The organism is uncultured Chitinophaga sp. (assembly GCF_902168175.1).
Taxonomy (GTDB): Bacteria; Bacteroidota; Bacteroidia; order Chitinophagales; family Chitinophagaceae; genus Chitinophaga.
The window spans coordinates 40113-63850 of the sequence record NZ_CABHOU010000077.1; the positions used below are offsets into that span (position 1 = coordinate 40113).

At 48.4% G+C, this 23738-nt stretch carries 19 protein-coding genes; 10 read left to right on the forward strand and 9 right to left on the reverse strand.

Going from position 1 to position 23738, the window contains the following annotated elements:
* The first annotated feature begins 59 nt into the window (after nt 1-59).
* The 3 genes from QZT80_RS18615 (at nt 60) to QZT80_RS18625 (ending at nt 2918) form a co-directional block, all read left to right on the forward strand.
* Nucleotides 60-1499 (forward strand): hypothetical protein, encoded by a 1440-nt coding sequence (locus tag QZT80_RS18615; protein ID WP_295125498.1) that lies wholly within the window; start codon nt 60-62, stop codon nt 1497-1499.
* A 78-nt stretch (nt 1500-1577) separates the two neighbouring features.
* Nucleotides 1578-2357, forward strand: coding sequence for a helix-turn-helix transcriptional regulator (locus QZT80_RS18620; protein ID WP_295125501.1), 780 nt, complete (start codon nt 1578-1580; stop codon nt 2355-2357).
* A gap of 60 nt (nt 2358-2417) precedes the next feature.
* Nucleotides 2418-2918 (forward strand): ester cyclase, encoded by a 501-nt coding sequence (locus QZT80_RS18625; RefSeq protein ID WP_295125504.1) that lies wholly within the window; start codon nt 2418-2420, stop codon nt 2916-2918.
* A 290-nt stretch (nt 2919-3208) separates the two neighbouring features.
* Here QZT80_RS18625 and QZT80_RS18630 read toward each other — a convergent pair whose 3' ends face one another.
* A complete protein-coding gene (locus tag QZT80_RS18630) occupies nt 3209-4579 on the reverse strand; it encodes a sulfatase-like hydrolase/transferase (protein ID WP_295125507.1) in 1371 nt (456 codons plus the stop codon).
* 257 nt (nt 4580-4836) lie between these two features.
* Complete coding sequence (locus QZT80_RS18635) at nt 4837-5049, reverse strand: hypothetical protein (protein WP_295125510.1); 213 nt, start codon at nt 5047-5049, stop codon at nt 4837-4839.
* A 100-nt stretch (nt 5050-5149) separates the two neighbouring features.
* On the opposite strand from QZT80_RS18635, the gene QZT80_RS18640 reads away from it, so the two are divergent.
* Nucleotides 5150-5845 (forward strand): hypothetical protein, encoded by a 696-nt coding sequence (locus QZT80_RS18640; protein WP_295125513.1) that lies wholly within the window; start codon nt 5150-5152, stop codon nt 5843-5845.
* A 60-nt stretch (nt 5846-5905) separates the two neighbouring features.
* Here the strand turns inward: QZT80_RS18640 and QZT80_RS18645 are convergent, their stop codons facing one another.
* Nucleotides 5906-9076, reverse strand: coding sequence for an IPT/TIG domain-containing protein (locus QZT80_RS18645; protein ID WP_295125516.1), 3171 nt, complete (start codon nt 9074-9076; stop codon nt 5906-5908).
* Between the two features lie 136 nt (nt 9077-9212).
* Nucleotides 9213-9968 (reverse strand): DUF72 domain-containing protein, encoded by a 756-nt coding sequence (locus tag QZT80_RS18650; RefSeq protein ID WP_295125519.1) that lies wholly within the window; start codon nt 9966-9968, stop codon nt 9213-9215.
* Nucleotides 9969-10070: 102 nt separating this feature from the next.
* Between QZT80_RS18650 and QZT80_RS18655 the strand changes: the two genes are divergently transcribed.
* The 5 genes from QZT80_RS18655 (at nt 10071) to QZT80_RS18675 (ending at nt 17946) form a co-directional block, all read left to right on the forward strand.
* Nucleotides 10071-11168, forward strand: coding sequence for an acyltransferase (locus QZT80_RS18655; protein ID WP_295125521.1), 1098 nt, complete (start codon nt 10071-10073; stop codon nt 11166-11168).
* A 159-nt stretch (nt 11169-11327) separates the two neighbouring features.
* Nucleotides 11328-12905 (forward strand): hypothetical protein, encoded by a 1578-nt coding sequence (locus QZT80_RS18660; RefSeq protein ID WP_295125524.1) that lies wholly within the window; start codon nt 11328-11330, stop codon nt 12903-12905.
* Between the two features lie 10 nt (nt 12906-12915).
* Nucleotides 12916-14550: a hypothetical protein gene (locus QZT80_RS18665; RefSeq protein ID WP_295125527.1), complete on the forward strand. Its 1635-nt coding sequence runs from the start codon at nt 12916-12918 to the stop codon at nt 14548-14550.
* Nucleotides 14551-14651: 101 nt separating this feature from the next.
* Nucleotides 14652-15593 carry a proline dehydrogenase family protein gene (locus QZT80_RS18670; protein ID WP_295125530.1) on the forward strand — a complete coding sequence of 314 codons (942 nt, stop codon included), beginning with the start codon at nt 14652-14654 and terminating at the stop codon, nt 15591-15593.
* Nucleotides 15594-15675: 82 nt separating this feature from the next.
* Nucleotides 15676-17946, forward strand: a complete 2271-nt coding sequence (locus QZT80_RS18675) for a CocE/NonD family hydrolase (protein WP_295125532.1) — start codon at nt 15676-15678, stop codon at nt 17944-17946.
* Nucleotide 17947: 1 nt separating this feature from the next.
* On the opposite strand, the gene bla is transcribed toward QZT80_RS18675, so the two are convergent.
* The 5 genes from bla to QZT80_RS18700 all read right to left on the reverse strand — a co-directional run bounded on the left by bla (nt 17948) and on the right by QZT80_RS18700 (nt 22602).
* On the reverse strand, nt 17948-18814 hold the full coding sequence (bla, locus tag QZT80_RS18680; protein ID WP_295125535.1) for a subclass B3 metallo-beta-lactamase: 867 nt from the start codon (nt 18812-18814) through the stop codon (nt 17948-17950).
* Between the two features lie 12 nt (nt 18815-18826).
* Nucleotides 18827-19459: a histidine phosphatase family protein gene (locus tag QZT80_RS18685; RefSeq protein WP_295125538.1), complete on the reverse strand. Its 633-nt coding sequence runs from the start codon at nt 19457-19459 to the stop codon at nt 18827-18829.
* Between the two features lie 176 nt (nt 19460-19635).
* Complete coding sequence (locus QZT80_RS18690) at nt 19636-20202, reverse strand: hypothetical protein (protein WP_295125540.1); 567 nt, start codon at nt 20200-20202, stop codon at nt 19636-19638.
* Nucleotides 20203-20420: 218 nt separating this feature from the next.
* Nucleotides 20421-20825 (reverse strand): response regulator, encoded by a 405-nt coding sequence (locus QZT80_RS18695; protein WP_295125543.1) that lies wholly within the window; start codon nt 20823-20825, stop codon nt 20421-20423.
* 10 nt (nt 20826-20835) lie between these two features.
* Complete coding sequence (locus tag QZT80_RS18700; protein WP_295125546.1) at nt 20836-22602, reverse strand: PAS domain-containing protein; 1767 nt, start codon at nt 22600-22602, stop codon at nt 20836-20838.
* A gap of 525 nt (nt 22603-23127) precedes the next feature.
* Between QZT80_RS18700 and QZT80_RS18705 the strand changes: the two genes are divergently transcribed.
* Nucleotides 23128-23738, forward strand: a 611-nt coding sequence (locus QZT80_RS18705; RefSeq protein ID WP_295125549.1) for a hypothetical protein, incomplete at its 3' end; no start/stop codon positions are given.

Consider the following 23738-nt stretch of genomic DNA (forward strand, 5'->3'; position numbering starts at 1 on the left):
AAGAACCTTTTTTGAGCGAGTGCGCGAGAATTTTAACTATGTCAAACATGAAACAACTTATGCTAGCGCTAGTTGCCGCTGCGGCGGTTATGATGAGTGTATCCTGCCGTAAGGCGGATAGCAAAGAGCCCAAACCTAACCTTCCGGACACCACCAACAACATTCCCGACGAAGCAGCGGCCAACAAGCCACTGATGAAGGATTTTATGGGCCTTAACGGGCATTTCCAGTTTAAACCAGACCTTTACAAGCAGGTAGTAAAGCAGGTACGTAACTATCATAATGTGGACTGGGACGTAGCCAAACCCGGCGATCCGATCACCATTCCCAACACCATTAATGGGGTTGACTGGAAAAATGACCTGTACCTGTTCTGGAAGAATGCCGGTTTTGAAACCGATATCTGTATCCAGTTTGCCAGCTTTGGTGCTGAAAACCAAAACTTTAAGACCATCTGGAAAGGTAAAGAGCAGTGGAGTTACGATTATACCAAGGCCATGGCTAAGTATTTTGGCCCTTCCGGTACGGAGAAACTGGCTACCACCTTTGAAATAGATAATGAGCCAGGCAAACGGGTGGATGCGGCTACCTTCCAGACCATCTTTAAACAGATGGCCAAAGGCATCCGCGACGGCGACCCCAAGGCAAAGATCGTTACACCTACCATCCAGGCGAGGGCGGCGGACGATTACTCGCAGGATGTGAGAACGTTTTACGGGCAGGCAGACATACTGCCATTGTACGATGTGTTAAACGTACACACTTATCCCACCCTGCCCCAGGGCGCGGGTAATCCCAATTCCTGGAACCGTACTTACCCCGAAGATGCTTCGGCCAACTACCTGAAAGTAGCGCAGGAAGTAATCGACTGGCGTAATACCACCGCCCCCGGCAAACAGGTATGGATTACCGAATTCGGGTACGACGCCCCCACCGAAGCCGCGATGAAAAACCGTACCGGCTGGTTCCTGGAACTCGACTGGCAGGGTCATACCGACTTACAGCAGGCACAGTACCTGGTACGTTCGTTCCTGGCCTTTGCGCCGATGGACATTAACCGTGCTTACCTCTATTACTTTAACGATGAGGACGAAGCAGCGTTTCATGCAGCATCGGGCCTTACCCGTAAGTTTGTACCGAAGATGAGTTTCTACGCGGTGAAGCAGTTATACAACACGCTGGGTGAATACCGTTTTGCACGGGTTATTAAAAAAGAAACAGGCGATGTGTTCGTATACGAATTCAGGCATGGCTCCGACCCCAACAACCGCGTTTGGGTGGCATGGTCGCCTACAGGTGTAAAGTCACATGAAAAGAATGGTTACAAACCAAGAGAAGCCCGTATTACCCTGAGCGGTTTGCCTGGCAAACCAGTGAGTGTAAAAGCGATGGCCACCACTTCAGCGGCGCCGGCCGAGGCAAACTGGGAGAAGAAAAGCGATACCGAGATTGCCGTAACAATTGGTGAAGGGCCGGTATATATACAGTTGCAGAAATAATCATTTCAAAGATAGAATGAGGAAGGTCGCGCCGTTACCGGTGCGACCTTTTTACATTTTTCGTACTTTTAGGCCGATATGACCGTCAAACATTTTCCACCCACAGCAAAACTGGCTCCTTACATCAAGGAGTTTTTATTGATTGAGAGTGATGAGGATGTGTGGAATAAGCCGCTGCCAGATACCTCGCTGGTGATGGCTTTCCGGTACAAAGGGCTGGTGCAGTTGCAGGCCGGGGATACAGGCGAGAACCTGTCACCGCTTTCCTTATCCGGATTACGAAAATCCTTCCGGCTGTTTAAGTATGTTAAAGGTTCAGGCAACCTGCTGGTTATTTTCAGGGAGGGAGGCATGAATGCCTTTATGCTTAAACCAACGCCCGCACACACCTTATTCGACCTTCACATTTCCGCCGGTCACCTGTTCCCGGCAGATGAACTTAATAACGTTGCAGATCAGCTGGCGCATGTGACGCACCCCTCACAACGGATCAATATTATCGAATCATTTTTGCAGGATAAACTGACCGATCACACACCCGATGCATTGGTACTTCACGCCGTGGAAGTGATTAAAGCGCGGCATGGCATTGTGAAGATCAAAGAACTGGCATCTTCCCTTTACATCAGCCAGGATGCTTTTGAAAAGCGGTTCAGGACACTTATAGGCGCATCTCCCAAACAATTTGCCTCTATCGTACGCTTACGCCACCTCATTGCGCAATACCCTTCCCATGCCAGCCTTACTGCCGCCAGCTATGAGGCAGGTTATTTCGATCAATCCCACTTCATCAAAGATTTCAAGCTCTTCACCGGCGAAACACCCCGCCAGTTCTTTACTGCCACCCGTTCCTGGTAAGTCACTGATTTTTTACAATTCCAGCTTCGCCCCACTTAATAGCTTTGTAAAAAGCAATTTATGAATAGCCGTACACTACTGCTTATTGCACTGCTACTGCCAGCCGGGTATTCCGTTGCGCAGCATCATTCAACTAAAAAAGAACAAGTTATGACCAACAAACCGAGCATCTTAAGCCTTTACCAGGACTGCCTGAACAAACATCGTTTCGATCTGTTAAACGATTACATCTCGCCCGATTACACCGCCATCAATGGTGTGAAAGGCCCTACCGGCTTCGCCTCCACCACCGACGCTATTGTTAAAGCCTTCCCCGATGCGCAATGGATAGTGGAAGAAGTAATTGCCGAAGGAGAAAAGGTATACATCCGCTGGAAATTCGAGGGTACACATACAGGCGGTACATTTCAACAGATCGCCCCTACCGGTAAAAAGGTATCCAACACCGGCATGGGTGTATACACCTTCAGAGACGGGAAGGTTGTGGCTACGAATGTGTTTACTGATCGGCTAATGTTTATGCAGCAGTTGGGAGTGTTGCCGGTGGATTTGGGGAAGTAAAGAAGTCAGGGGGATATTGCTTTCGTACGCGCGTTGCATGCAACGTTTTTTACTGGAGCGACGGGTTGCTTCGCTTCGCTCGCAATGACGACAAGGTGTAACGCTTCGCATCCATTCATTCTGACACAAGCATTTCATTTAAGTGAATGGAAAACATTACGCGAAACGATGAAACGCCGCATTGGCAATACTCCCCCGCCGTCATTGCGAGCGAAGCGAAGCAACCCGTCGCTCCAGTAAAAAGCGCTACTAACATAAAAGCCTGTACGGGCAAAACCTCGCCCCCACCATTACTTCAACCTCGGCAAACCCCTCCACCACACCGTAAGCTTACTCTTCAACCCCGCCGCTACGGCTACTTCACTCGCAGCCACATTCGTTGTTTCATTCCGGTCTTTATCCATGTTGTACAACTGAACATCGCTCCCATCCGCGTTCATCAGCAACTTCCATTTACCGGAGCGCATGGCGAGGCTGGGGCTCTTGTCTTTTGCACCGGGGTATTTGTAGGCAATATCATTTCTTCCGTACTCCCAGTACATATCTTTTCCTCTTTCAGATGGTTTGCCTAAGAACACCCCACTCCTGTCCTTACCATCTCCTTTGTAATCCGCAGGTACTTTAATACCGGCAATATGGAGCAGCGAAGGTAACAGGTCAGTGGCGTGTACTTCAGAGGTTTCGTCGCTGCGGCCGGCAGGTATATGACCCGGCCAGCTCACGATAAAAGGCATGCGTATACCACCTTCGTACAGCGATAACTTCGTACCTCTTAAGTCTGCAGCCCTGCTGCCCCTGAAGCTGGGTAAAGGCCCATTATCACTGGTAAAAATGATGATCGTATTCTTATCTTCCCCTATCCTTTTCAAACCTTCTGCCAGGCGGCCTATCTGTACATCATATTCTTTCAATACGTTTTTAAAGGCCACTTCCGACTGTGGGCCTGATGGTGCTTCATCGTCGGGCTGCGGCACCCAGGGAGTATGCACATCATCGGGCCAGAGGTTGATGAAGCAGGGTTGGCCTTTATGCTGCTGCATAAAGGCGAGGGTTTTGTCTACAAAGTATTGAGTTCTGTTCCAGCGTTTGATGCTGTCTTTATCCGACCATATCCAGTCGGTGGCGGTAAGTAATGGATCGGGATCGGGGCTTTCGTAGGTGCTGGCGTGGGCATCAAAACCATATTGTTCGAAGCCGGGGGCATCCTTCACATCGCGGCCGCCGCCCATATGCCATTTGCCGAAGTGGCCTGTTGCATAACCGGCGTTCTTAAACATCCGGGCCATGGTGGGCGCGGCGGTATCGAGAAAATCAGTTTGTTCGGCCTCCCGGTTGTGTTTTTTATTATCGAGATAAGTAGCAAAGTTCCACCTGCCGGGATACATGCCTGTTAATATTCCAGCCCTGGACGGAGAACAGATAGGTGCAGCGCTATAGTAGCGGGTGATTTTCATTCCGCTTTCAGCGAGGCGATCGATGTTGGGCGTTGGCAACACTTTACCGCCAAAGCTGCTGATATCTCCATACCCCAGATCATCGCTTAGGATGATAATGATATTAGGTTTTACGGGAGGTGATGATGCAGGTTTACCGTTAAGCAAATGAATACTACCCATTGCCGCCGCAACGAGCAGCGTAAGAGTTAGAAATGGTTTGATCATGACGTGATGGTTTTCCTATGGGAAGATAAGATAGTAAAAGCTGGCAACAATTTATAGTCCTGTGAACCTGTGTGTAACAGGTGATTAAAAAGGGAGAATTATGGGGTGGAAAAGCCTCACTTTGGGTTGTAGCGCAGGAGGCGGTGTATACATCTGTGTAATAGCAGATTGCATTAGTGGTTCCACACATGGTGTACACCACTAATGCATCAAAAATTATTTATCGTGTTCATTAACTGGCATTTCAAACACGAAGGCTATTCTTCCTCCTTCTTTTTCCGCTCCTGCTCCTTAATATCTTCTTCCGGATCAGCTTCGTCGCCCTCTTCGGCGAGGCCTTTTATCAAAGACGAGATAGGGCCTTCCATTTTCTCCTGCGGATTAGGACCCAGTGTTTCAGGATCTGGCTGGATAGGAGAATCAGCATTTTCCTTTTCTGATTTGCGTTCTTCTTTTTCTTTATCTGTCATGGCTATCGGTTTTACTGATGTGTCAGGAAAATCATGCCAACGCACCGGTTATTTTTATGGAATCAGAAGAAACGCCGCATCATCAGGAAAATACATCACCATGACCTATTACTATTTACCAACCCTTTTGCTGGGTACAATGTTTAGCTGTACAATTGCCGCCACGCCGGCTAATGGCCCTGTAGAAGGTGTTGCCCGCAGTACTAAACTCACCGCTGCACAAATCGCCCGGTTAGACAGTACAGACATTAAATTTCAGCACCGCAGCATGATACACGCTTACAGCAGCAGCCAGTTCGCAAAACCATCCAATGGCGAAGGGCATTCTGATAATATTGCCCGGCCTGTAGATGGTACGTTCGAACGTAAAGGTATTTATCTCTATATCAATGAAAAAGAAACGGTAACGCTGGACAGGACTTACCGCGGCAACGTATTGTACCTGGTTAACACCGCCGATTCAAACCTCACCCTGAATGCGAGCGACAGTTACATCCGTATCATGACCGAGGCGCTTGATGATAAAGGAAAATGGAAACCGGTGATGTATTTTCCCAGCAGCTGGTGTGGCAACAGTTACCACGAGATAACGCTGGCGCAGAACGAGTACTGGTCATTTGCCACACCGGTATTCAAAGGCAACTTTAAAACTAAACTACGATATACATTATCGATAGGCGGGCAACAACAGCTCATCTCCAACGAAATCGTAACCTATATCAACAAAGAACAGTTTGATCCTAAAACAAAAGAGGGGCATCGGGCTACAGACATTATGGACCCGTACAGGGATTAAAAAAAGGCAGCCGTACCCACAGGAGTGCGGGTACGGCTGCCTGCAATCAACACCGCTATTCTACAAAGCTTCTGTGGCTGCCTGCATATCCACAACATCCCAGTTATTCACCTTCACTACCAGGTTGTGGTTTACGGGCAGTTTAACCGCCAACTGTTTATTTACAGGCGCATTCGCATTTTTGGCCAGCGAATATGCATTTACGGCTACGTTTTTCAACGCACTTTTATTTCCCAACCGGAACTCACTTAAGTTTTCCGCTACGGCTACTTTACATTCCTTACCCGGTCCGCCGCCTACACCGCTGATGGACAGCGAGCGCACCTGCTCGCCTACCAGCCTTGAAAAAGTTAGCGTGAAAGCCTTTTCTTCGTGCGGAGTAAAGCTGATTTCGGAAGCATCTTCGTTTACTTCCAGCACATCCTGCTGACCAGGTTTGGTTTGTACATTCTCCAGTTTTACCGTGGTGCCGTCGGGCATAATGCTGTTGAAGGTGTATACACCGGTGCCTGTGCCTACGATCTTACGTTTATAGGTTTGACCAAGAGGCAGCATATATGCACCGGGCGCCAGGTAACAAGGGCGTGCGTCAGGAATTTCTGCGTAAATCTTACCATTAAAGTTGCCCAAACGTCTGTTACCCGCATCTTGTATCTGCATATCGGCAGGGCTTAACAGGAAATCGATCACAAAACTGCTAAGACCAAAAGCACCACTGAACGGCAGATCGTGATCGCTGAGCAGGTACGCACCGTTACTCATGTGACCAAGGGTAATGTTATTGCTGCTGCTAAAACTGATGCCCTTACCTTCTACATGATAGTCGAAATGCAGCACTGACCCCACCTTCCTGAACTGAATCCAGCATTCCGGGTTAGTGGGATTGTTACAGTCCCAGCAATACATCTTCACATCTTTCAGGTCTGATATCGTGCTGGTGCCGTCCGCATTGAGCTTGCCGCCCTTATGGCCCTTGGGATACACAAATTTGTAGGGCATGATACAATGCGTGGATTTAATGCTTTTCACGTAACCGGCATCCCACACTGCACCGGCAGGAATAAAGAACAGCAGTGGCGCCTGTTGCCTGTTGCAACCTTTGAGGAAGATTGTTTCTATTTCACGGGCGGTACGTTCTATACGCTTCAATCCTTCGCGGCTCTGATCATGAAAATGGATAAGACTTTCGCGGCTTAACAGGCGGCCGTGCACACTGGTAAGTTCCTTATGGATCATTTCCTTGGTGATTTTAAAACCATCTGTATGGCCCTGCCAGAATTTATCGGCCATCAGGCTGGACATAGCCGTACAGAAACCAGTAGCATAACCGCCATTATCCGTTCCCTTCAGGTATTTTTTATAGAAACCATAAAAAGCAAAAGTAAGTACCGGGTGCAGCACAGCCGCTTCGATCCCTATTTCAGCTTTACCAAAGGTATCCTGGTATGTTTTCCAGCTGGGCACACCATCGTTGGGGTTAAAAAACGTGAAGTTATGTACACCGTACTTAAAAGGGATACCCACTTCCTTCGCAACTTCACCCATCTTGGTATTACTAACCAGTCCATCGGGATTGCGCACCTGCAGGCTGCGCGCGTTACCGGCAAAGGCCTTGCCAGTACTATGCAGCATTTTGAACGTAATACCGGTGGCCGTTACTTTTATTGCGGGCGTAGCTTTACCATTCACCAACACTGTGGCTCCGGCTAAAAAAGCTTTACCGGTAATCGTAAATTCTTTACCTCCTATTAACTGATCAGGAATTTTATCGATGAAAGGTTTGATCCTGATGGAAAAAGTATTACTCTCCGTTTTGTCTGCCGCCCTTTGTATACGCACGCTGTACTCGCCTCCCGCTACTTTGGCAGGAATGGTTACCGTGATGCTTTCGTCGGCGTTCACCACCGATTTATAACCGCTCATTCCCTGTATGATCACCTTATCGTTCTTCACGAATTTGGTACCGCTAATATTGATCTTATCGCCGGGGAATATAGTGGAGGGGTTGATTTCAGTAATATAAGGTCGGGTAAGCATTTCGTCCCAGGCGTCTTCCGTAAATTCGAAGAAACCAATCTCACCATCTTCACCCGCCAGTTTACCATCGCTGCCATCAGCCCCCGGTTGTCCTTTTGCTCCTTTTTGTCCGTCGCGGCCGTTTTTACAATACGAACCGTTGCCACTGCGGCCTGCTGCGCCACCATTGCCGCCACTGCCGCCGTCGCCACCACGGCCGGGATTGCCACCCTGTGTTTTAATCTTAAATGTATCTTCCTTCACCGAATCGGCCAGGGTATTTTCCAGTACACCGATGGTTACATTGCCGCCAGCGCCACCGTTACCACCACGGCCACCATTACCACCACGACCACCATCACCTCCATGGCCGCCGTCGCCGGCCGGATGTTTCCGCATGCAGTTTTTAGTTACTGTCCAATACTGACCATTGGCGCCATCACCTGCGTCGCCGCCACAGCCGCCCTCCTGCCCTGTACCGCCCTTTATGCCATTTTCACCGTTGAGGTCGAAGTTGGGAATGTTAGACAGGTCTTTCACCCACAGTTCCACAGAAGGAGCTGCAGTACCGGAAGAACCATTGATCCCATCGCTGCCTGCTCTGCCATTTTCACCATCCAGTCCATGACGGCTGCCCGGTTTAGTTTGAATACCAGTGTAACCACGACCATCGAGATCGGAGTCGTCGAGGCGGGCGGGTGTGCTGCCACCGGGGCGTTTCCAGGTGATGAGTGCTTTTTTACCGCAAATCATTTTGTCTGCAATAATGAGCAGCGTGTCTACTTCGGGGTGAATTTCCAGCGTGGTGTTAGTTAAATCCAGCACATTCGCGATAATGACAGAAGTACCTACCGGCAGTTTCTGTTGCGCGTTCGTTTCCGGGGTTATACCTTTCCTGCCTACTCGGACAGGCTTTTTTGCCGCAATTAAATGAGTGCCCCTGTTGATCTTAACCGGCTCATTGAGCTTGATATCACGGAGATCGCTGAGTTTTTTGATACCCAGTTTTTTCAGGATCTGTTTTACCGGTTCCAGCAGTTCTTTTGTATAAGCTGTACTGGGTTCTACCTTTACGCTGCTCAAGCCAAAGCGCGTTTTCAACCGGTCTTCGAGTACCCTGGCCTGCTGCGTGCGGGCGGCCAAAGTTGGGGTAGCAATGGTGCCCTGTAAAATAACGGGCTTTGTGGTGTTTTCGGGTGTTTTAATCTTCTCCATAGAATTTTAATTGGGGAGGGTTATAAAAATTGTTTAATCAGTCTGCGATGGTTTACTCGTGGAATGATGCAAAGATGTAGCGCAGCGCTGAAAGTGGAGAAGGTGGGTTAACGAAAAGGGTAATTGGGTTAACGATTTAACGCGTTTTGTTAATGAAGCTGTTTAAAGTGCAGAGGTTCTTTACAGCATCACCCATTGTATTGTTGAAGTATACATAGGCCGGTTTGCCTGTATTCAGCCACTGCTTTACGAGCAACGCTTTTTCCTGTAAATGCTCATCCGTATAACTATCCCTGTAATTGCCTGTAGGCCCATGAAAGCGCAGGTACATAAACGGTGTCTTCTTTTTGATGGTGTTGTTTCGCGACTTAGGGATATCGTGTAATACGATGCTACAGTCGTACTCATCTGCCAACTCATATGTTTCAGCAGCGTACCATGAGTTATGGCGAAACTCCAGTGCCACGTCCCAGCCGTGCCCTTCGCCGAGTAAACCAAGCAGGTGTTCTACCACACCGAACTTTTCCAGGGTAACAGAGGGAGGAAACTGGATGAGCAGGCTGCCTTTTTTTTCACCTGCAGGGTCGATTGCCGACATAAAACGGGCTACGTCCTCATCCTTAAATGCAAGCCCCTTTGCGTGCGTAATATCTCGCCACAGCTTATAGGTAAACCGAAAGTTTGCAGGCACCATATCTGCCCATTTTTTTACCGTTCTGGCCTGCGGCACCTTGTAAAACGAACTGTTAACCTCTATACTGTTGAACAGATGTGCGTAGTATTCGAGCCGGCTTTTATCCTGGAACGCCGGCGGGTACGACAGTTTATTGGGCACGGGCAATACCAGTCCGCTGGTACCCGAAAAGAAACGACCCTTTTGTTTTTTAGCCATAATACCATGCTTACAAAAAGCCGACCACTTGCCGCAGGTGTATAAATGTTTGCACATTCCGGTTGCGCCTGCTATATTGCCCCTTTTATTCCAGAAAGAACTATGGGTACATTAAAACCGGACCTGTTAAAAACCAGGCAGCATTTTGAAATACTGGATGGGTTAAGGGGCGTTGCCGCCATTGTTGTGGTGATTTTCCATTTTATGGAGATAGTGTACACCGACCCGGCTACCAACTTTGCCGGGCACGGCTTTCTTGCGGTCGATTTCTTCTTTTGCCTTTCGGGTTTTGTAATTGCGTACGCCTATGGCGGCGATCGCGTGGCCAAACTGGGCGTCGGTGAGTTTTTCAAGTCGAGGTTGATACGCCTGCATCCGCTGGTCGTATTAGGTTCCGTACTGGGTCTGCTGGCCTTCCTGTTCGACCCGTTCACGCCTACTGCAGCCGCTTACAGTACAGGGCAAACAGCGGTGTTATTTATCACCTCTGCACTCCTTATCCCCTATGCCATTGTGAACGAACGTTACAATAATCTCTTTAATCTGAATGCCCCGTCCTGGTCGCTGTTTTGGGAATATGTGGCCAATATGTTCTACGGATTGGTATTGTGGCGGCTGGACAAGCGTGTACTCACCGTACTGCTGGCCTTCGCGGCAGCGGGGCTGGGCATTGTTGCGTACAGGGCCGGCAACCTGGTGGGTGGCTGGAGCTCGGGTACGTTCTGGGACGGTGGCGCACGTGTGGCCTACTCTTTCCTGGCAGGCATGATCGTTTACCGGTTTAACCTTATCATCAGGAACAAACTTGGCTTTGTGGGGATAGGTTTGCTGTTACTCGCAGGGCTGCTCATGCCATACTTTAAATATAACTGGGCGGTGGAGCTGGGGATTGTAGTACTCTATTTCCCCTTACTGCTTTCGTTGGGCGCGGGCGCTACTTTAAGCACCGGCCTGAAAGGCATTTGTAATTTCTCCGGCCGCATATCTTATCCGTTGTACATGACACACTATATGGTGATGTGGATATTTGCCGGGTATTATGCCAGATACAAACCTGGTACGGGCGAACTGGCACTGATCATTTGCGTGTCTTTACCTGTCCTGATCGGTATTGCGTATCTGTCGCTGCGGTACTTTGATGAACCGTTGAGAAAGTATCTTACAGAGAAAAGAAAAGCGAAAACCAACCCACCGATATAATATTCGGGACGCTGTATCAAAATATGATAATTCATCAGGTGCCCGGCACAAAACTGTAAAACAGCCTTATCTATGCATATGATAAAATACCCATAATTGGGTATTGCAAAGCCTGTCCGGGGCCTTAACTTTGCCTACGCATAAAATACGTCCCTGTACATGAATTTACACCTACTCCTATACCTGCGTAAGGCATTGCTTACGTGTGTTTTATCGCTATCATTGCTGGATGCACATTCCCAGACGGCAGGTGCGGTAACCGTTTCCACTATTGAGTCCAAAGCCAATTCCATTTCTCAGAATGACCAAAAGATTGCCGAGCTGAACCAGAAAAGAATGGGGTCTTATGCGGCCGAAGCAGATCGTTTACTGGAATTAAAACGCCAACTCTCTGACCTCCGCGCTGAAAAAGCAAGGGCCTTGTATGAGTTGCAGAACGGCTTCTATTGCAGTCAGTGTAACACGCCCAAATCCGAATTCGAGGCCCGCGGCGAGAACTTCCAGGCGCACCTGCGTTCGGTGAATGGCCGGGCAGTACCGGCCAAACAGGAAGTAATAGATCAGAAGATGGCCGAATACGACCGCCGCATTGCTGCCCTGGAAGCCACCGTGAAAAAGTTCGAGTTTGAAGAGAACGAGTTTTCGCGCCGCAGGGATGATTGGGACAGGCAATTAAACGAACTAAAAAACAACAACGACCGTATTCGCGAAGAGATCGTTGAACTGAGCAAAAGCTTCAAACAAAAAGTGCTGGACGAGGCTAAAAAAATGCACATTTTCTGGGCAGGCGATCTTATGCGCACGGTAGCCGAGAAGCATTTTATAGAAGACAGGGTGAACATCCTGAATGTAAAGATCAGCGACCTGCAGCAGGAAGAAAGCAAAGCCACAGAGGCGCTGAAAGAGAAGGTGAGGAAAAAAACCGACGAGGATAAACAAAAAGCCCAGGATAAGATCAATGATAACAACCAGCAGTTGCCAGTAATTTTACAGGCATACCGCGAAAGAGCTGCCAGCGCTCAAAGCCAGTTAAACCAGTGGCAAACCAGGATTACCTCCGTAAACGCCGACCTGTTAAATCCGGGAAAGTTTTCGGCAGATGGTGTATCGGCACTGGAATCAGAAAAAACAGACCTGGAAACAAAGATCACCGGCGCGCGCCAGCAATTGACTGAGTACGAAGACAGTTACAATAAAGAACATCAGCGCTTAACTGCCGAGAACAAAACACTGAGTGATAAAATATGGACACTTACCACCGGTCTTTCCAAAATCCAGGAAACGGCCCTGGAAGGCTTACGTAGCGCCTTTGCCACCAAACGCAAAATACTGGAAGACGCATTATCTGCCCGCAGGGCTTCCCTTTCCAATATTGGTCCGCTGTTAAGCAGCAAACGCGAGAGCTACCGAAAAAAACACCTGGAATATGCCGCTAAACTGGACGAAGAACGCATACGTATGATGCGCGCCTGTCAGAAAGCAGGTTGTTCGTGCTACGGCACCGACGCCCTGGGCGATGTGAACGGCAACTGGAACCGCACGCTTGGCTGCGTTGGTGAAATGGAGAATGCACATTTCAGCGGCGACCCTGTATATGGCTGCGTAGAAGAAGGCGCTATTTACCGCCAGCATTTTAACTCACTGGCAAATGGCCTCAGCGACTCCGATATGGAAGCTTTGCAACGTACCTCTTCCAAAACCCGTTACGACATGATCTATAAAAAAATTACCAATTAATACCTACTGCATGAAGTCAATTTTAACGATCCTAATAATGCTTTGCGTGAGCATCACCTACGGGCAATCGAAAGAATTTAGTAACCTGGAGAAAAAAATAAAAGACCAAATTAAAAACGGCCAGTGGGACGAAGTGCTTGTAACTGCACCCGACCTGCTGATAGAAGACCCTTCCAGGGGTGAGGGCTACTATTATACGTCGCTGGCATTCCTGAAATTAAACCAGCCTGACAAGGCAGAGGAGTACCTGCAGCAAGCGGAAGCGCTGGCGGACGAGAAACTTCAAAAGCAGCTGGACGAACTCAAAGCCGACATCAAAAAATTCCGCACGGCGCATACGGTACTTGAAAACGCCGAAAAGCAGGAACAAAGTGGTAACAAACGCGCGGCCGACGAGTGGCAGAAGCTGTGGGAAATGGATAAAACACAAATCAGTTATGCATTAAATGCGGTGGAGCTTTATGTAGAGCAGAAAAACTATCCCCAGGCTATTGCTATACTTGACGACCCGGCTCTTTCGCAAGACCAGGGCGCCCGCGACCTCCGCGCCAAAATCAACAAAACGCCGGAGATGTTTAAGATAAACGGGTATAACGATGCCATGAAACTGGCTGCCAGCAATTTTGAGAGGCGCAACTTTAGTACGGCCATCAGCAACATCGACGAAGCACTTCGCTTCAGACCTAATGATGCTGAAGCCGCCAGTCAAAAAAGACTGGCTCAGGACGAACTGGCCTGGAGTACTGCACGCCAGCACAACACACTCGAATCGTTCGACGCGTACCTGGCCGGTAACACCCTGAAAAAACACAAATCAGAAGCACAGGAGATACTCAAAAAAGCACTGATCCGTTTCGGTAAAGAATCGGCAGCGAAGAATGACGTTGAGCAGATGGACTATTATCTCAAAAAATACCTGAAAGATTACCCCTATGGCGCCGATACCGGCACCGCTAAAACGCTGATGTGTGAAACATACCTGAAGAACGCCAATACTTTAAAAAAGGATAAATATGCATGGTCGCAGTCAAAAGCACTGAGCTATTACAGTAGCATCCAGGCTAACTGCCCGGGTGCCTATTCGCTCGAAAGCGATATTAAACTGGCAAAGAAAAAAGAAAAAAGATATGGCCGTCCCGACCGTTTCTTCGTACAGTATGTTTATGATACCCTCACGCCTATTGGTTTATCCATTGGCGGCATCAACAACCGTAAACTGGGTTTTTATATGACGGGCAGGCTTAACCAGCATTTCCTGAGCAAATCGGCCTATTATACGGTAAATAATCAGGGAGAAGTTGATGGTAACGTATACGAAGACATCCGTGCCACCAACAGCATCCGCAAAGGTTATTTTGACGGTGGCATCGGTTTAACCAAAAAGATTGCCTGGCCGCTGTGGATATATGCAGGCGGCGGTATCAACTGGTACCAGCAATGGGAAGAAATGTCGACCTACTACGATAACGGCGGACTGAAAGAAACTGAGTGGGTAAAAAATTCGGACGAGAAAAAGATCACACCCATGGTGGAAGCTGGTTTCATAGTAGACCTGAACGGCTTCAATATAAGGGCCGGCGGTAAAATGATCGATTTCAAGGATATGTATTACAGCCTTGGGGTTGGCTTTTCCTTCAGGCAATAACGATAATCAATACAGGGGGCAGGCTTCGGCCTGCCTTTTTTTGTTCAAAAAAATACGGATACCGTACATTCCCGCCCGCAACCGATCCGTACCTTTGCGGAATGGACCAGTTACTTAGCGCTACCGCCGCATCTCTCCGTAAAGCGGCGCTGAATGAGGAGGCGAAACACTACATCCTCCAAAATACCCCTCTTTTTAATACCCTTAAAAAAGCAGCCGACCGTTATATTGGCGGCGAAACCCTTGCAGAAACCATTGCCAAAGCCACCGTTCAAAACCAACAGGGCTTTAAGTGTTCGATTGAATTTATGGGTGAAAACACCGCCACGGTTGCCGAAGCACAGTCAGCCACAGCAGAATTCATCAACATAACAAAAGGCATACAAGAACATGGCTTACATTCCACCGTTTCGCTGGACCTGTCGCATATAGGTCTGGCCATATCGCGTTCACTTTGCGAAGAGCATTTACACGCGATTTGTACCGACGCTGCTGCCAGGAATATAGAAGTGATCATTAGCGCTGAAGGCACCGAAAGAACAGATGATGTGCTGGCGGTGTACCAGCAGGCGGCCAGGTCTTTCTCTAATATATCGATCACCCTGCAGGCCTACCTGTACCGCACAGCCGATGATTTTAAGGAAATAATTAAAAGTCCGGGGCGTATACGAATGGTGAAGGGCGCTTTCGAAACAGCGGCAGGATTATCGATGCCAAGAGGCACAGCGCTGGACAATGTGTATTTGCAGTATGTAGATACCCTGCTCCGTGAACGGCATTTATGCGCCATTGCTACCCATCACGATTATATTCAACAGGAAGTGAAGAAACTCGTGCAGCAGCACAACGCGGATAAAAGCCTGTACGAGTTTGAAAGCTTGTACGGTATACAGGGCGGGCAACTGGCTACGCTGAGGGACGAAGGTCATCCTGCTAAAGTGTATTTTGTATATGGGGCGGAGTGGTATTTGTACGTGTGCAACAGGATAGCCGAGCATCCGATTAACTTACTGGTGGCACTGAATGATATTGTGGGAGGATAATACTTATCATGTGTTCCGCCCCCTATTGCTTCACTCAGCTTTTTACCTGATATTAGCCGACAAACAATTCTACGGGCACCACATGATACGAATACTTCTCATTCCTATAATACTGTTAACCTTTAACCCGGCGAACGCACAGGTGGTATACCTGCCATGCAAAACAATTAACGACACCGCTACGCTGAGAAAATACATGCCATCACTGGCTAAAGATGTACTTTCAAAGATCAAAAATGAGGAAGGCAGCCTGTTTTACCAGGCACTCGCCTCCCTGCAAACCCTTGCCGGGCAATACAACGAAAGCCTGGAAAGCACCGAAAGGTTGCGTGTAGCCATGGTAAAAGAAACCGGTATCAAAAGAGCAGATGCAGAAGGCTACTACAACATCTTCGATATTTATAACAATATTAGACTGATGCAGGCCGATGGCGACAGCCGGTCGGACCTGGCATTATTTAAATGGTCGTTTCCCGTGGTGATGCAGCAGTTTAGCGGACAGGGTATGCAATATGCCACTGCTCCCTACCAGGAAAGTGCTGCCGTACTGCAAACCGGATGGGAGAACGAACGTACCCGCATCTGCGCCCTTAAAAACGACTCCGTGCCCATAGCGGCGGCTATCAGCTTTTGCCAGGCTTACGCGAAGTTAACGGTGTATACCCCGTTTCTAACAGCGGGCAAAGAACTGCTGCGCACCATCGACAATAACAACCTGGTTATACAGGACAGTGTGATGATTACCATGCGCGACGGCGTGCAGCTGGCCGCTGTCATTGTGCGGGACAAGCAGCAGACTTCGCCGCAGCCGGTGATCCTGAAAGCCAACATATACGCCAGTGCCGATGAAGTGCAACAGTTAAAGGAGATTGTAACCCACGGTTACACAGGCATGATGCTGAACACCCGTGGCAAATACGTTTCCACGGCCGATATAGCGCCCTGGGAACACGATGCCAAAGATATTTACGATGCGCTCGACTGGTTGAGCAGGCAAAGCTGGTGCAACGGTAAAGTGGGCATGTACGGCGGCAGTTATGTTGGATTTACGCAGTGGGCTGCCACGAAATACATGCACCCCATACTTAAAACCATTGTACCACAGGTGGCTGCCGCGCCAGGCATCGATTTCCCGATGCACAACGGTATTTACAGCACCTACATGCTCCGCTGGATCCGTAACGTGACCAATAACCGGCTCACCGACTGGGCGGAGTTTTCCAATACACAATACTGGGACGATGTGTTTGCCAGATGGTACACCAGCGGCCTCGCTTATTCTAAACTTGACAGCGTAGCCGGTAAACCCAGCAAAGTATTCCAGCGCTGGCTAAAGCACCCCTCCTACGACCCATACTGGCAGCAAATGATCCCTTATCAAAAGGAATTCGCAAATATCAATATCCCTGTACTGACTATTGCGGGCTACTTTGATGGCGAGCAACTGGGGAGCCTCTATTATGTGAAAGAACATTTTAAATGGAACCCCGCAGCTAATCATTATGTGGTGATAGGCCCCTACGACCACACCGGCGCTCAGGGTAGCCCATCCCCCAAGATTAATGGATATCAGATAGACGAAGCTGCCATAGTGGATATAAACCAACTGGTATTCGACTGGTTTGATTACACACTGAAAGACAAAGGCAAACCCGCGTTACTGAAAGATAAAATCAACTACCAGCTGATGGGCACTAATACCTGGCAACACAAACCATCTTTACAGGCCGCCAGCAACGATAGCTTAACCTTTTACCTGTCTGGTAAAAAGAATGGACGGTTCCGGGAATTAAGTACTGCCAAACAGGAAAATGCAGCATCGCAGGAAGTGGTTTTCAGCGTTCGCGAAGATGTGAAGTCTGCCGGCGGCACTTATAATATGATCGTCGACTCTTTTCCGATGAAAACGGGCGTTTATTATATATCGGCGCCCGCTACGGAAGATTTTAATATTACAGGTGCTTTTACAGCGAAGTTATCCATCATCATCAACAAAAAAGATGTTGACCTGGGCATATCACTTTACCAGCAACAACCCGATGGAAAGTTCTTTCCGCTGGCGGGCACTATGCAACGGGCGAGTTATGCAAAAGACAGGAGTAAACGGCAGTTGTTGCAACCGGGAGTGCCGCAAACCGTTCCTGTTACAGGCTTTTTCACCAGCAAACGAATTGAAAAAGGCAGCAGGCTTGTAATAGCAGTTGATGTAATGAACAGCAGGGGCACACAGGTAAATTACGGCACCGGCGCAGCGGTAGAAACCGAAACGCTGCAGGATGCGCATGAACCTTTACAAATACAGTGGTTGGGAAACAGTGAGGTTAAAATCCCGGTAGAAAAGGCCCAACGTTAGACTACCTGGTTTTCTTCAGGAAAGCTTTTTCCAGTTCCGCCAGCGAATCGTCATATCCCTTTCTGTCGGCAAACACCATGGGGTTATATTTATCGCCGGGCTTATGCTTTTTGTGCAGGCCAAACTGGCTTGCATGCGACGACACCCAGATATCGAACTTCAACGCCTTCATCGCCTTTAAGGTGTAGGCATAATCCTTTTCAATTGCAGGGTAAGAAGGTATGGCATTAAACGGCTTATCCGTAACAATAGTAGGCATGTTAGCGATCAGTACGCGGTAAGTACGGCGCTGGTCTTTCACATCCAGCAGAAAACTGCATGAGCCTTTGGTATGGCCGGGATGAAACAGCATCACCAGTTTCGTACCGCCTAAACTGATGGTATCACCATCCTTTAATATCTTATCCGTTTTTACCGGCTGATAACTGGCAACATCGCCACCAAGGGCATAGTCTGACTTACCGCCGTCGGCCATTACAGCCGCGTCCTGCGCGTTGGCCATCATTACTGCTCCTGTTTGTTGTTTGATCGCCGCCATGGCACCCATATGATCGTAATGGGCCTGCGTGGTGAGCAGAATGCGCGTGTCGCTGTACTTAAAACCCAGGGTCGCTATATTGGCTTTAATAGTAGCAGCCGATGCGGCGAGGCCGGTGTTGATGAGGATATTTCCCTCCGGCGTTGTAACCAGGTAACAGGAAAGATCGTAAGTGCCCACGTAATACAAATTGCCTGCTATGCGGAAGGGCTTGTAAGGTTTAGCCCAATCAGCAGGCACGTTTTGTGGTTCCTTAACGGTTTGCCCTACAACATTTAAACCCGCACCCAACAGGGCTGCGGCCAGCAACACACGTGGAAATATGTTCATCAACATAAAATTTTAGATAAGATTAACGGTCAATACGTCGAGATGTTTTACATCGTTTACATCCAGTATTTCAAACTCGCCGGCATTGTAACTAACGCGGTACAAACCCGTATTCTTGTGTGTAAAATTCATCATACTGCTCAGCGGCGTTTTGGTAAGCAGGCATAAGAACACCAGCAAAGCGCGGCCGTGCATGCACACCAGTACCCTTTTTTCGTCTTTGTTTGATAAGATAACATCAAGCGCCTCCTGCAAACGAGCGGCTACCTGGTTCGGACTTTCGCCGTTCTCAAATGCGAGATCGCAGTTGCCGTTTTTCCAGCCTTCGTCCATGCAGCGGAAAGCCTCTTTCCATTCGGGTACACTGGCGTGGCCTTCCCAGATGCCGAACGAGAGTTCATCGAGTCCGGGCAGCTGCTGCCATGGCAGATTATCTTCAATAAACCGTTGTACGGTTTGATAGGTACGTTTAAGTGCCGAAGTATATACTTTATCGAATTGTATATGCTTATAATGGTTATAAAACGCTTCGCCCTGTGCCTGGCCTAAAGGGTTGAGATCGGAGTTAACACCGCGCCCCTGAACGACGCCTAACCTGTTAAAATCTGTTTCCCCGTGCCTGATAATATAAATCTCTTTCTCCATTCTGCTCAAAAGTTAAATTGCCCCTGTTTTTTATTTTCAGGCACAAATTTACGAAAAATTCAGCCGAGGGGGTAATTGCCCTGCCGGCGAGGCTTTTCGGCACGTCCATCCAAATACCGCCAGGCGTAAAAAAAAGACCGCACTCACCGTGCAGTCTTCCCTATTTAATTTAGTCTTTATTTCTTTTTCTTAGGCAATGCCACACAACATTTACCCGACCTATCCAGCGGATCTACAAGGTAAGTACCGTTCACTTTCGTGTCGATCTTCTGGGTATACTCGGCATCGAATGCGATAGCGCCCTTTTTGATCTCGAAAAACGCAGAAGGCAGGTAATACAGGGAGTCTGCCGAAGGATGCGGTGTAGCTAGCTCGCTACCACCAAATTCAAGGTAACCGTCGCGGTCATAATCCTTGACATCAGACGCTACAACGCTGAACAGGGAGTCGGCTTTTGAATACACGATACTGAACACGTTGAGCCTGTTCTTCAGCGTACCGTTGGTCGTTTCCAGAAACAGGTACACTTTTCCTTTATCTTCCTGCAGTCCGTTACGTTTACTCTTGTAAACGATATTATCCTGTGGGAATTCAAATGCGGGCTGTCCGTTAACGATAATTTTGCCTTTGAACACCGAAACCAGCTGGTTCTGGCTGCTCTGGTAGCGAAGGTTGCTGTTGGCTGCCTGACCTAATGCGGGCAGGCTGGCGATCATAGATAGTAATACAAGCCTGAAAAACATAATATCTGTTTTAAAATCAGCCACCAACTTAAGGCTTTTCCGGGAATTGGGGGTTATAAATCGGCAGGACCGGGTATAACGCAGCTTTTTTTATGAAGGAAGCAATAAGGTGTAAACCGGCGCGCTGATGTTTTTTACGCGACGCATGACCCTTTTTACCTATGCAGTAACTTAGCCTGTACCCAGTCGTCCCCCTGATCCTTCCCGAATGCGGCAGTCTACTTCACCGCCGCCGGTATCTCCGCCAGTTTCTCCTTAGTGAGGGGCTTATTTAAAAACTGGCATACATACGGACTACTTAACGCCCGCTCCCTGTCCCCCGGGTGCAGCGACGAGGATAACATGACGATAATGCACTTACGCTTGATATCTTCCGGCAGCTTTTCATACTCATCGAGAAACTCGAATCCATTCATGCGGGGCATGTTGATGTCCAGGAAAATGAGGTCGGGCAGGGCTTGTTCCTGCGTGCGGTTGGCATTTAAATAAGTGAGGGCGCTGGTGGCGGAATCTACCGCTACTATTTCCTCCGCAAACGCATGGCGGTTGAGTATACGCTCGGCCAGTATACGGTCGATATCCGCATCATCCACGACCATCACTTTATTAAAATTGAACTCCATAGCAAACGGTTTAATCCACAATCAAATCGGGCAGAAATATCTCAAATATAGTTCCTTCAGCCGGAACGGAGTACAGCCGGATGGTTCCCTGTAGCCGGTGTACTGTTTCTCTTACCAGGTAAAGTCCTAACCCTGAGCCGTTCGACTTGTCGGATACACGGTAAAACATCTGGAACACTTTCTCGTGATATTGCGGGTCGATACCAATGCCATTATCTTTTACCAGTAACGCCACGCCGCCTTCCACTGTGCTTACCGTTATCTGAACATATGGCGTGGCAGCTTCCGGGTTGTAATACCTGATCGCGTTCGATATCAGATTATTCATCACTACCTGTATACGTCCTTTATCAGAATGAAAAGCCCGGCTCAGGTTCATCTCCGTCCGAATTTCCACTCCATCGCGATTGCTGCTCATGAACTTCAGGTTTGTGCGCGCATCATCGAGCAACACCGAAAAATCCACCTCTTCCACACTCAAATCCAAACGCGCATTACGCGAGTAATCCAGTATATCAATTATAAATACGTCTAGTTTATCGATACTTCTTTTGATGAGATTCAGATCGCCCGTCAGTACCGGATCAGTGCTTTCTGCCAGCATATATCCAACCAGGCCCGATATAGAAGCCAGGGGTGCACGGAGGTCGTGAGATACGCTGTATACGAAGCGGTCGAGTTCCTCGTTGCTTTTCTTGAGTTGTTCATTCGATACCAGCAGCGCCAGCTCCGCTTCCTTACGGGATGTGATATCCGCGTTAATGCCATCCACACGAATCAGCCGGCCGCTGGCGTCCAGCGTTGGCGTAATGCGTGCCTCCACCCAATGAACAGATCCATCTGCATGCTTTATCCGGTATTCGTTCGTTACCCGGTCGCCACGATGTAATGCCCCTTCGCTTTCTATAATTATGTTCCGGTCTTCCTGCTGTACCAGGTTAAACCAAAGATCCGGATTATTTAGAAAATCTTCCGTTTCATATCCAAATAAACGTTTGCTGCCTGGCGACATCAGCAGTATCCGGTTATTGACCCGATCGACGGAAAAGAACACCTCTTCCATAGTTTCTATCAGTATCCGCAGCTGCCGGTTAGCCTCAGTTAATGCTGCCTCGGTACCTTTCCTTTCTGTGACGTCCAGCGTTACACCCACCATCCTTTCCGGCCGCCCGGTTATTTCGTCAATTAACGTGTCTGCTATATCCCGCACGAATTTCATCATCCCGTCGGGACGAATAATCCTGTACTCCACATCATACCGCGTTCTGCCCGCTACTGCGGCATGGACCGCCTGAGAAAAATGCAGCCGGTCATCGGGGTGAACAAGTTCGAGATACTCGTCGAAAGTAAACGAAGTGACCTCTTTGCCCACCCCTAATAATGCTTTCATTTCGTCCGAAACATAATTCATTATTTCTGCCAGGTCTCCCTGCAGCGCAGCTTCCCAGCTTCCGCCCTTTACCACCGACCCAATAGTTTTCAGGTGCCGTATCTGGTAGGCCATATCACTGCATTCCTCAACATGCGCAGCAATTTCCTGTTCCAGCTTTTCGGCCATAGCAGGTAAATCCGGAATAGCAGGCGGCTGGCAACGCTTTTTCCCGGGCAGTTGATATAGTAAACAGAAACTGTTTTTTAATGATGACAGGATTTGCTGCGACGATGTATTATTCATTGCTGATTCATGCTGCAGTTCGTCGAGCAGGGCTTTATAACTATCATCCGGGATCCTGTTTTTTAAGTGTTTCTCTAGTATAGATTGAAGGTTATGGTCCATATGTGGTTCCTTGAAGATAGCTCCGTATTATGCCGCAAAAAGCTGTCCAGCTAACGTAGAACCCGCCGCATAACCACTTTCGTTAACACTAGTTTAACAATTATTTTCCTGCGTTAAAGAACAGGCTCTGCAATGTAAAAGGGTTAGCTTTTTTTTACGATCTGACATTTTTAGCCTGCCGAAAACGAACTGTACACGACATGTGAAACTCTGCCGTAGCAAAGGATTTGAACCTGTTTATTGGATTTGTTAAATAACACGAAAGTTATGCCTTAAGAGTTTCTAAAGAACAGGCAGTTGATGTAACTTTGCGGCACCATAGCACGAATGAAAAAACAGTAACCATGTAAGCGAGTCATTGAAGCGAGAAACCGAATACTAATAAACTATCCGAACCAGACGAACAATTATCCTAGAGGCGAACCTCCTACACGTTTATTAAGTCGAAACTTCAATACGAACACCAGTTTTACCTGCGTCAGCAATATCGCTGAAGCGGGACACCAGGGCTATGTCCATGTAAATATGAAACCTTATTTCCTGCAACGTTTCTTTATTGTCATTTTAACGCTGATCTCATTTGCAGCCCCGGCCCAAATGCCTTACAGTCCTTGTGGACCCAGCGGTGGCAAACGGGCCGACGTACTGGGTGTGGAAGTGAAATACAGCGCGCCGGGCAGTGCTGCGCCGGTATTCATCATTCCTGCAGGAACCAAATCCATCTCCATTTACATATCATCAGAAACCGGCATTACCAATAACATTAGCGATTACGCGCAGGGCGATGAAGATTTCATTACCATCAGCGCCATTATTGACCTTGCTTCCTATACATCTTCCGGTTATGTGAACTACGCTAAAAACACCAATACCAACGGATCAGGCACCAATGTATACGGTTGGCAGCAGGCACCGCTGGGTGTACTCATCCCTATGACTGCTAAAATAGGCGACGCCACGCCAGACCTTAATAATGTAAAATTCACTGTGAGCGGTAACACGCTTACCGTCGTGCAGACCGCCGCCAATATTCACTCCTCCTATCATGTCCAATATTTATCGCCCAATAATAACTCACTGAACCTGCTGGAGCCGCAGGTAAAAGCCCTGCTGCACGGCACCACCACCTCAAACAC

Bases quoted from the DNA above. Each gene is read 5' to 3' on its own strand.
- QZT80_RS18615 (WP_295125498.1), top strand. From the start codon at position 60: ATGCTAGCGCTAGTTGCCGCTGCGGCGGTTATGATGAGTGTATCCTGC.
- QZT80_RS18620 (WP_295125501.1), top strand. From the start codon at position 1,578: ATGACCGTCAAACATTTTCCACCCACAGCAAAACTGGCTCCTTACATC.
- QZT80_RS18625 (WP_295125504.1), top strand. From the start codon at position 2,418: ATGAATAGCCGTACACTACTGCTTATTGCACTGCTACTGCCAGCCGGG.
- QZT80_RS18630 (WP_295125507.1), bottom strand. From the start codon at position 4,579: ATGATCAAACCATTTCTAACTCTTACGCTGCTCGTTGCGGCGGCAATG.
- QZT80_RS18635 (WP_295125510.1), bottom strand. From the start codon at position 5,049: ATGACAGATAAAGAAAAAGAAGAACGCAAATCAGAAAAGGAAAATGCT.
- QZT80_RS18640 (WP_295125513.1), top strand. From the start codon at position 5,150: ATGACCTATTACTATTTACCAACCCTTTTGCTGGGTACAATGTTTAGC.
- QZT80_RS18645 (WP_295125516.1), bottom strand. From the start codon at position 9,076: ATGGAGAAGATTAAAACACCCGAAAACACCACAAAGCCCGTTATTTTA.
- QZT80_RS18650 (WP_295125519.1), bottom strand. From the start codon at position 9,968: ATGGCTAAAAAACAAAAGGGTCGTTTCTTTTCGGGTACCAGCGGACTG.
- QZT80_RS18655 (WP_295125521.1), top strand. From the start codon at position 10,071: ATGGGTACATTAAAACCGGACCTGTTAAAAACCAGGCAGCATTTTGAA.
- QZT80_RS18660 (WP_295125524.1), top strand. From the start codon at position 11,328: ATGAATTTACACCTACTCCTATACCTGCGTAAGGCATTGCTTACGTGT.
- QZT80_RS18665 (WP_295125527.1), top strand. From the start codon at position 12,916: ATGAAGTCAATTTTAACGATCCTAATAATGCTTTGCGTGAGCATCACC.
- QZT80_RS18670 (WP_295125530.1), top strand. From the start codon at position 14,652: ATGGACCAGTTACTTAGCGCTACCGCCGCATCTCTCCGTAAAGCGGCG.
- QZT80_RS18675 (WP_295125532.1), top strand. From the start codon at position 15,676: ATGATACGAATACTTCTCATTCCTATAATACTGTTAACCTTTAACCCG.
- bla (WP_295125535.1), bottom strand. From the start codon at position 18,814: ATGAACATATTTCCACGTGTGTTGCTGGCCGCAGCCCTGTTGGGTGCG.
- QZT80_RS18685 (WP_295125538.1), bottom strand. From the start codon at position 19,459: ATGGAGAAAGAGATTTATATTATCAGGCACGGGGAAACAGATTTTAAC.
- QZT80_RS18690 (WP_295125540.1), bottom strand. From the start codon at position 20,202: ATGTTTTTCAGGCTTGTATTACTATCTATGATCGCCAGCCTGCCCGCA.
- QZT80_RS18695 (WP_295125543.1), bottom strand. From the start codon at position 20,825: ATGGAGTTCAATTTTAATAAAGTGATGGTCGTGGATGATGCGGATATC.
- QZT80_RS18700 (WP_295125546.1), bottom strand. From the start codon at position 22,602: ATGGACCATAACCTTCAATCTATACTAGAGAAACACTTAAAAAACAGG.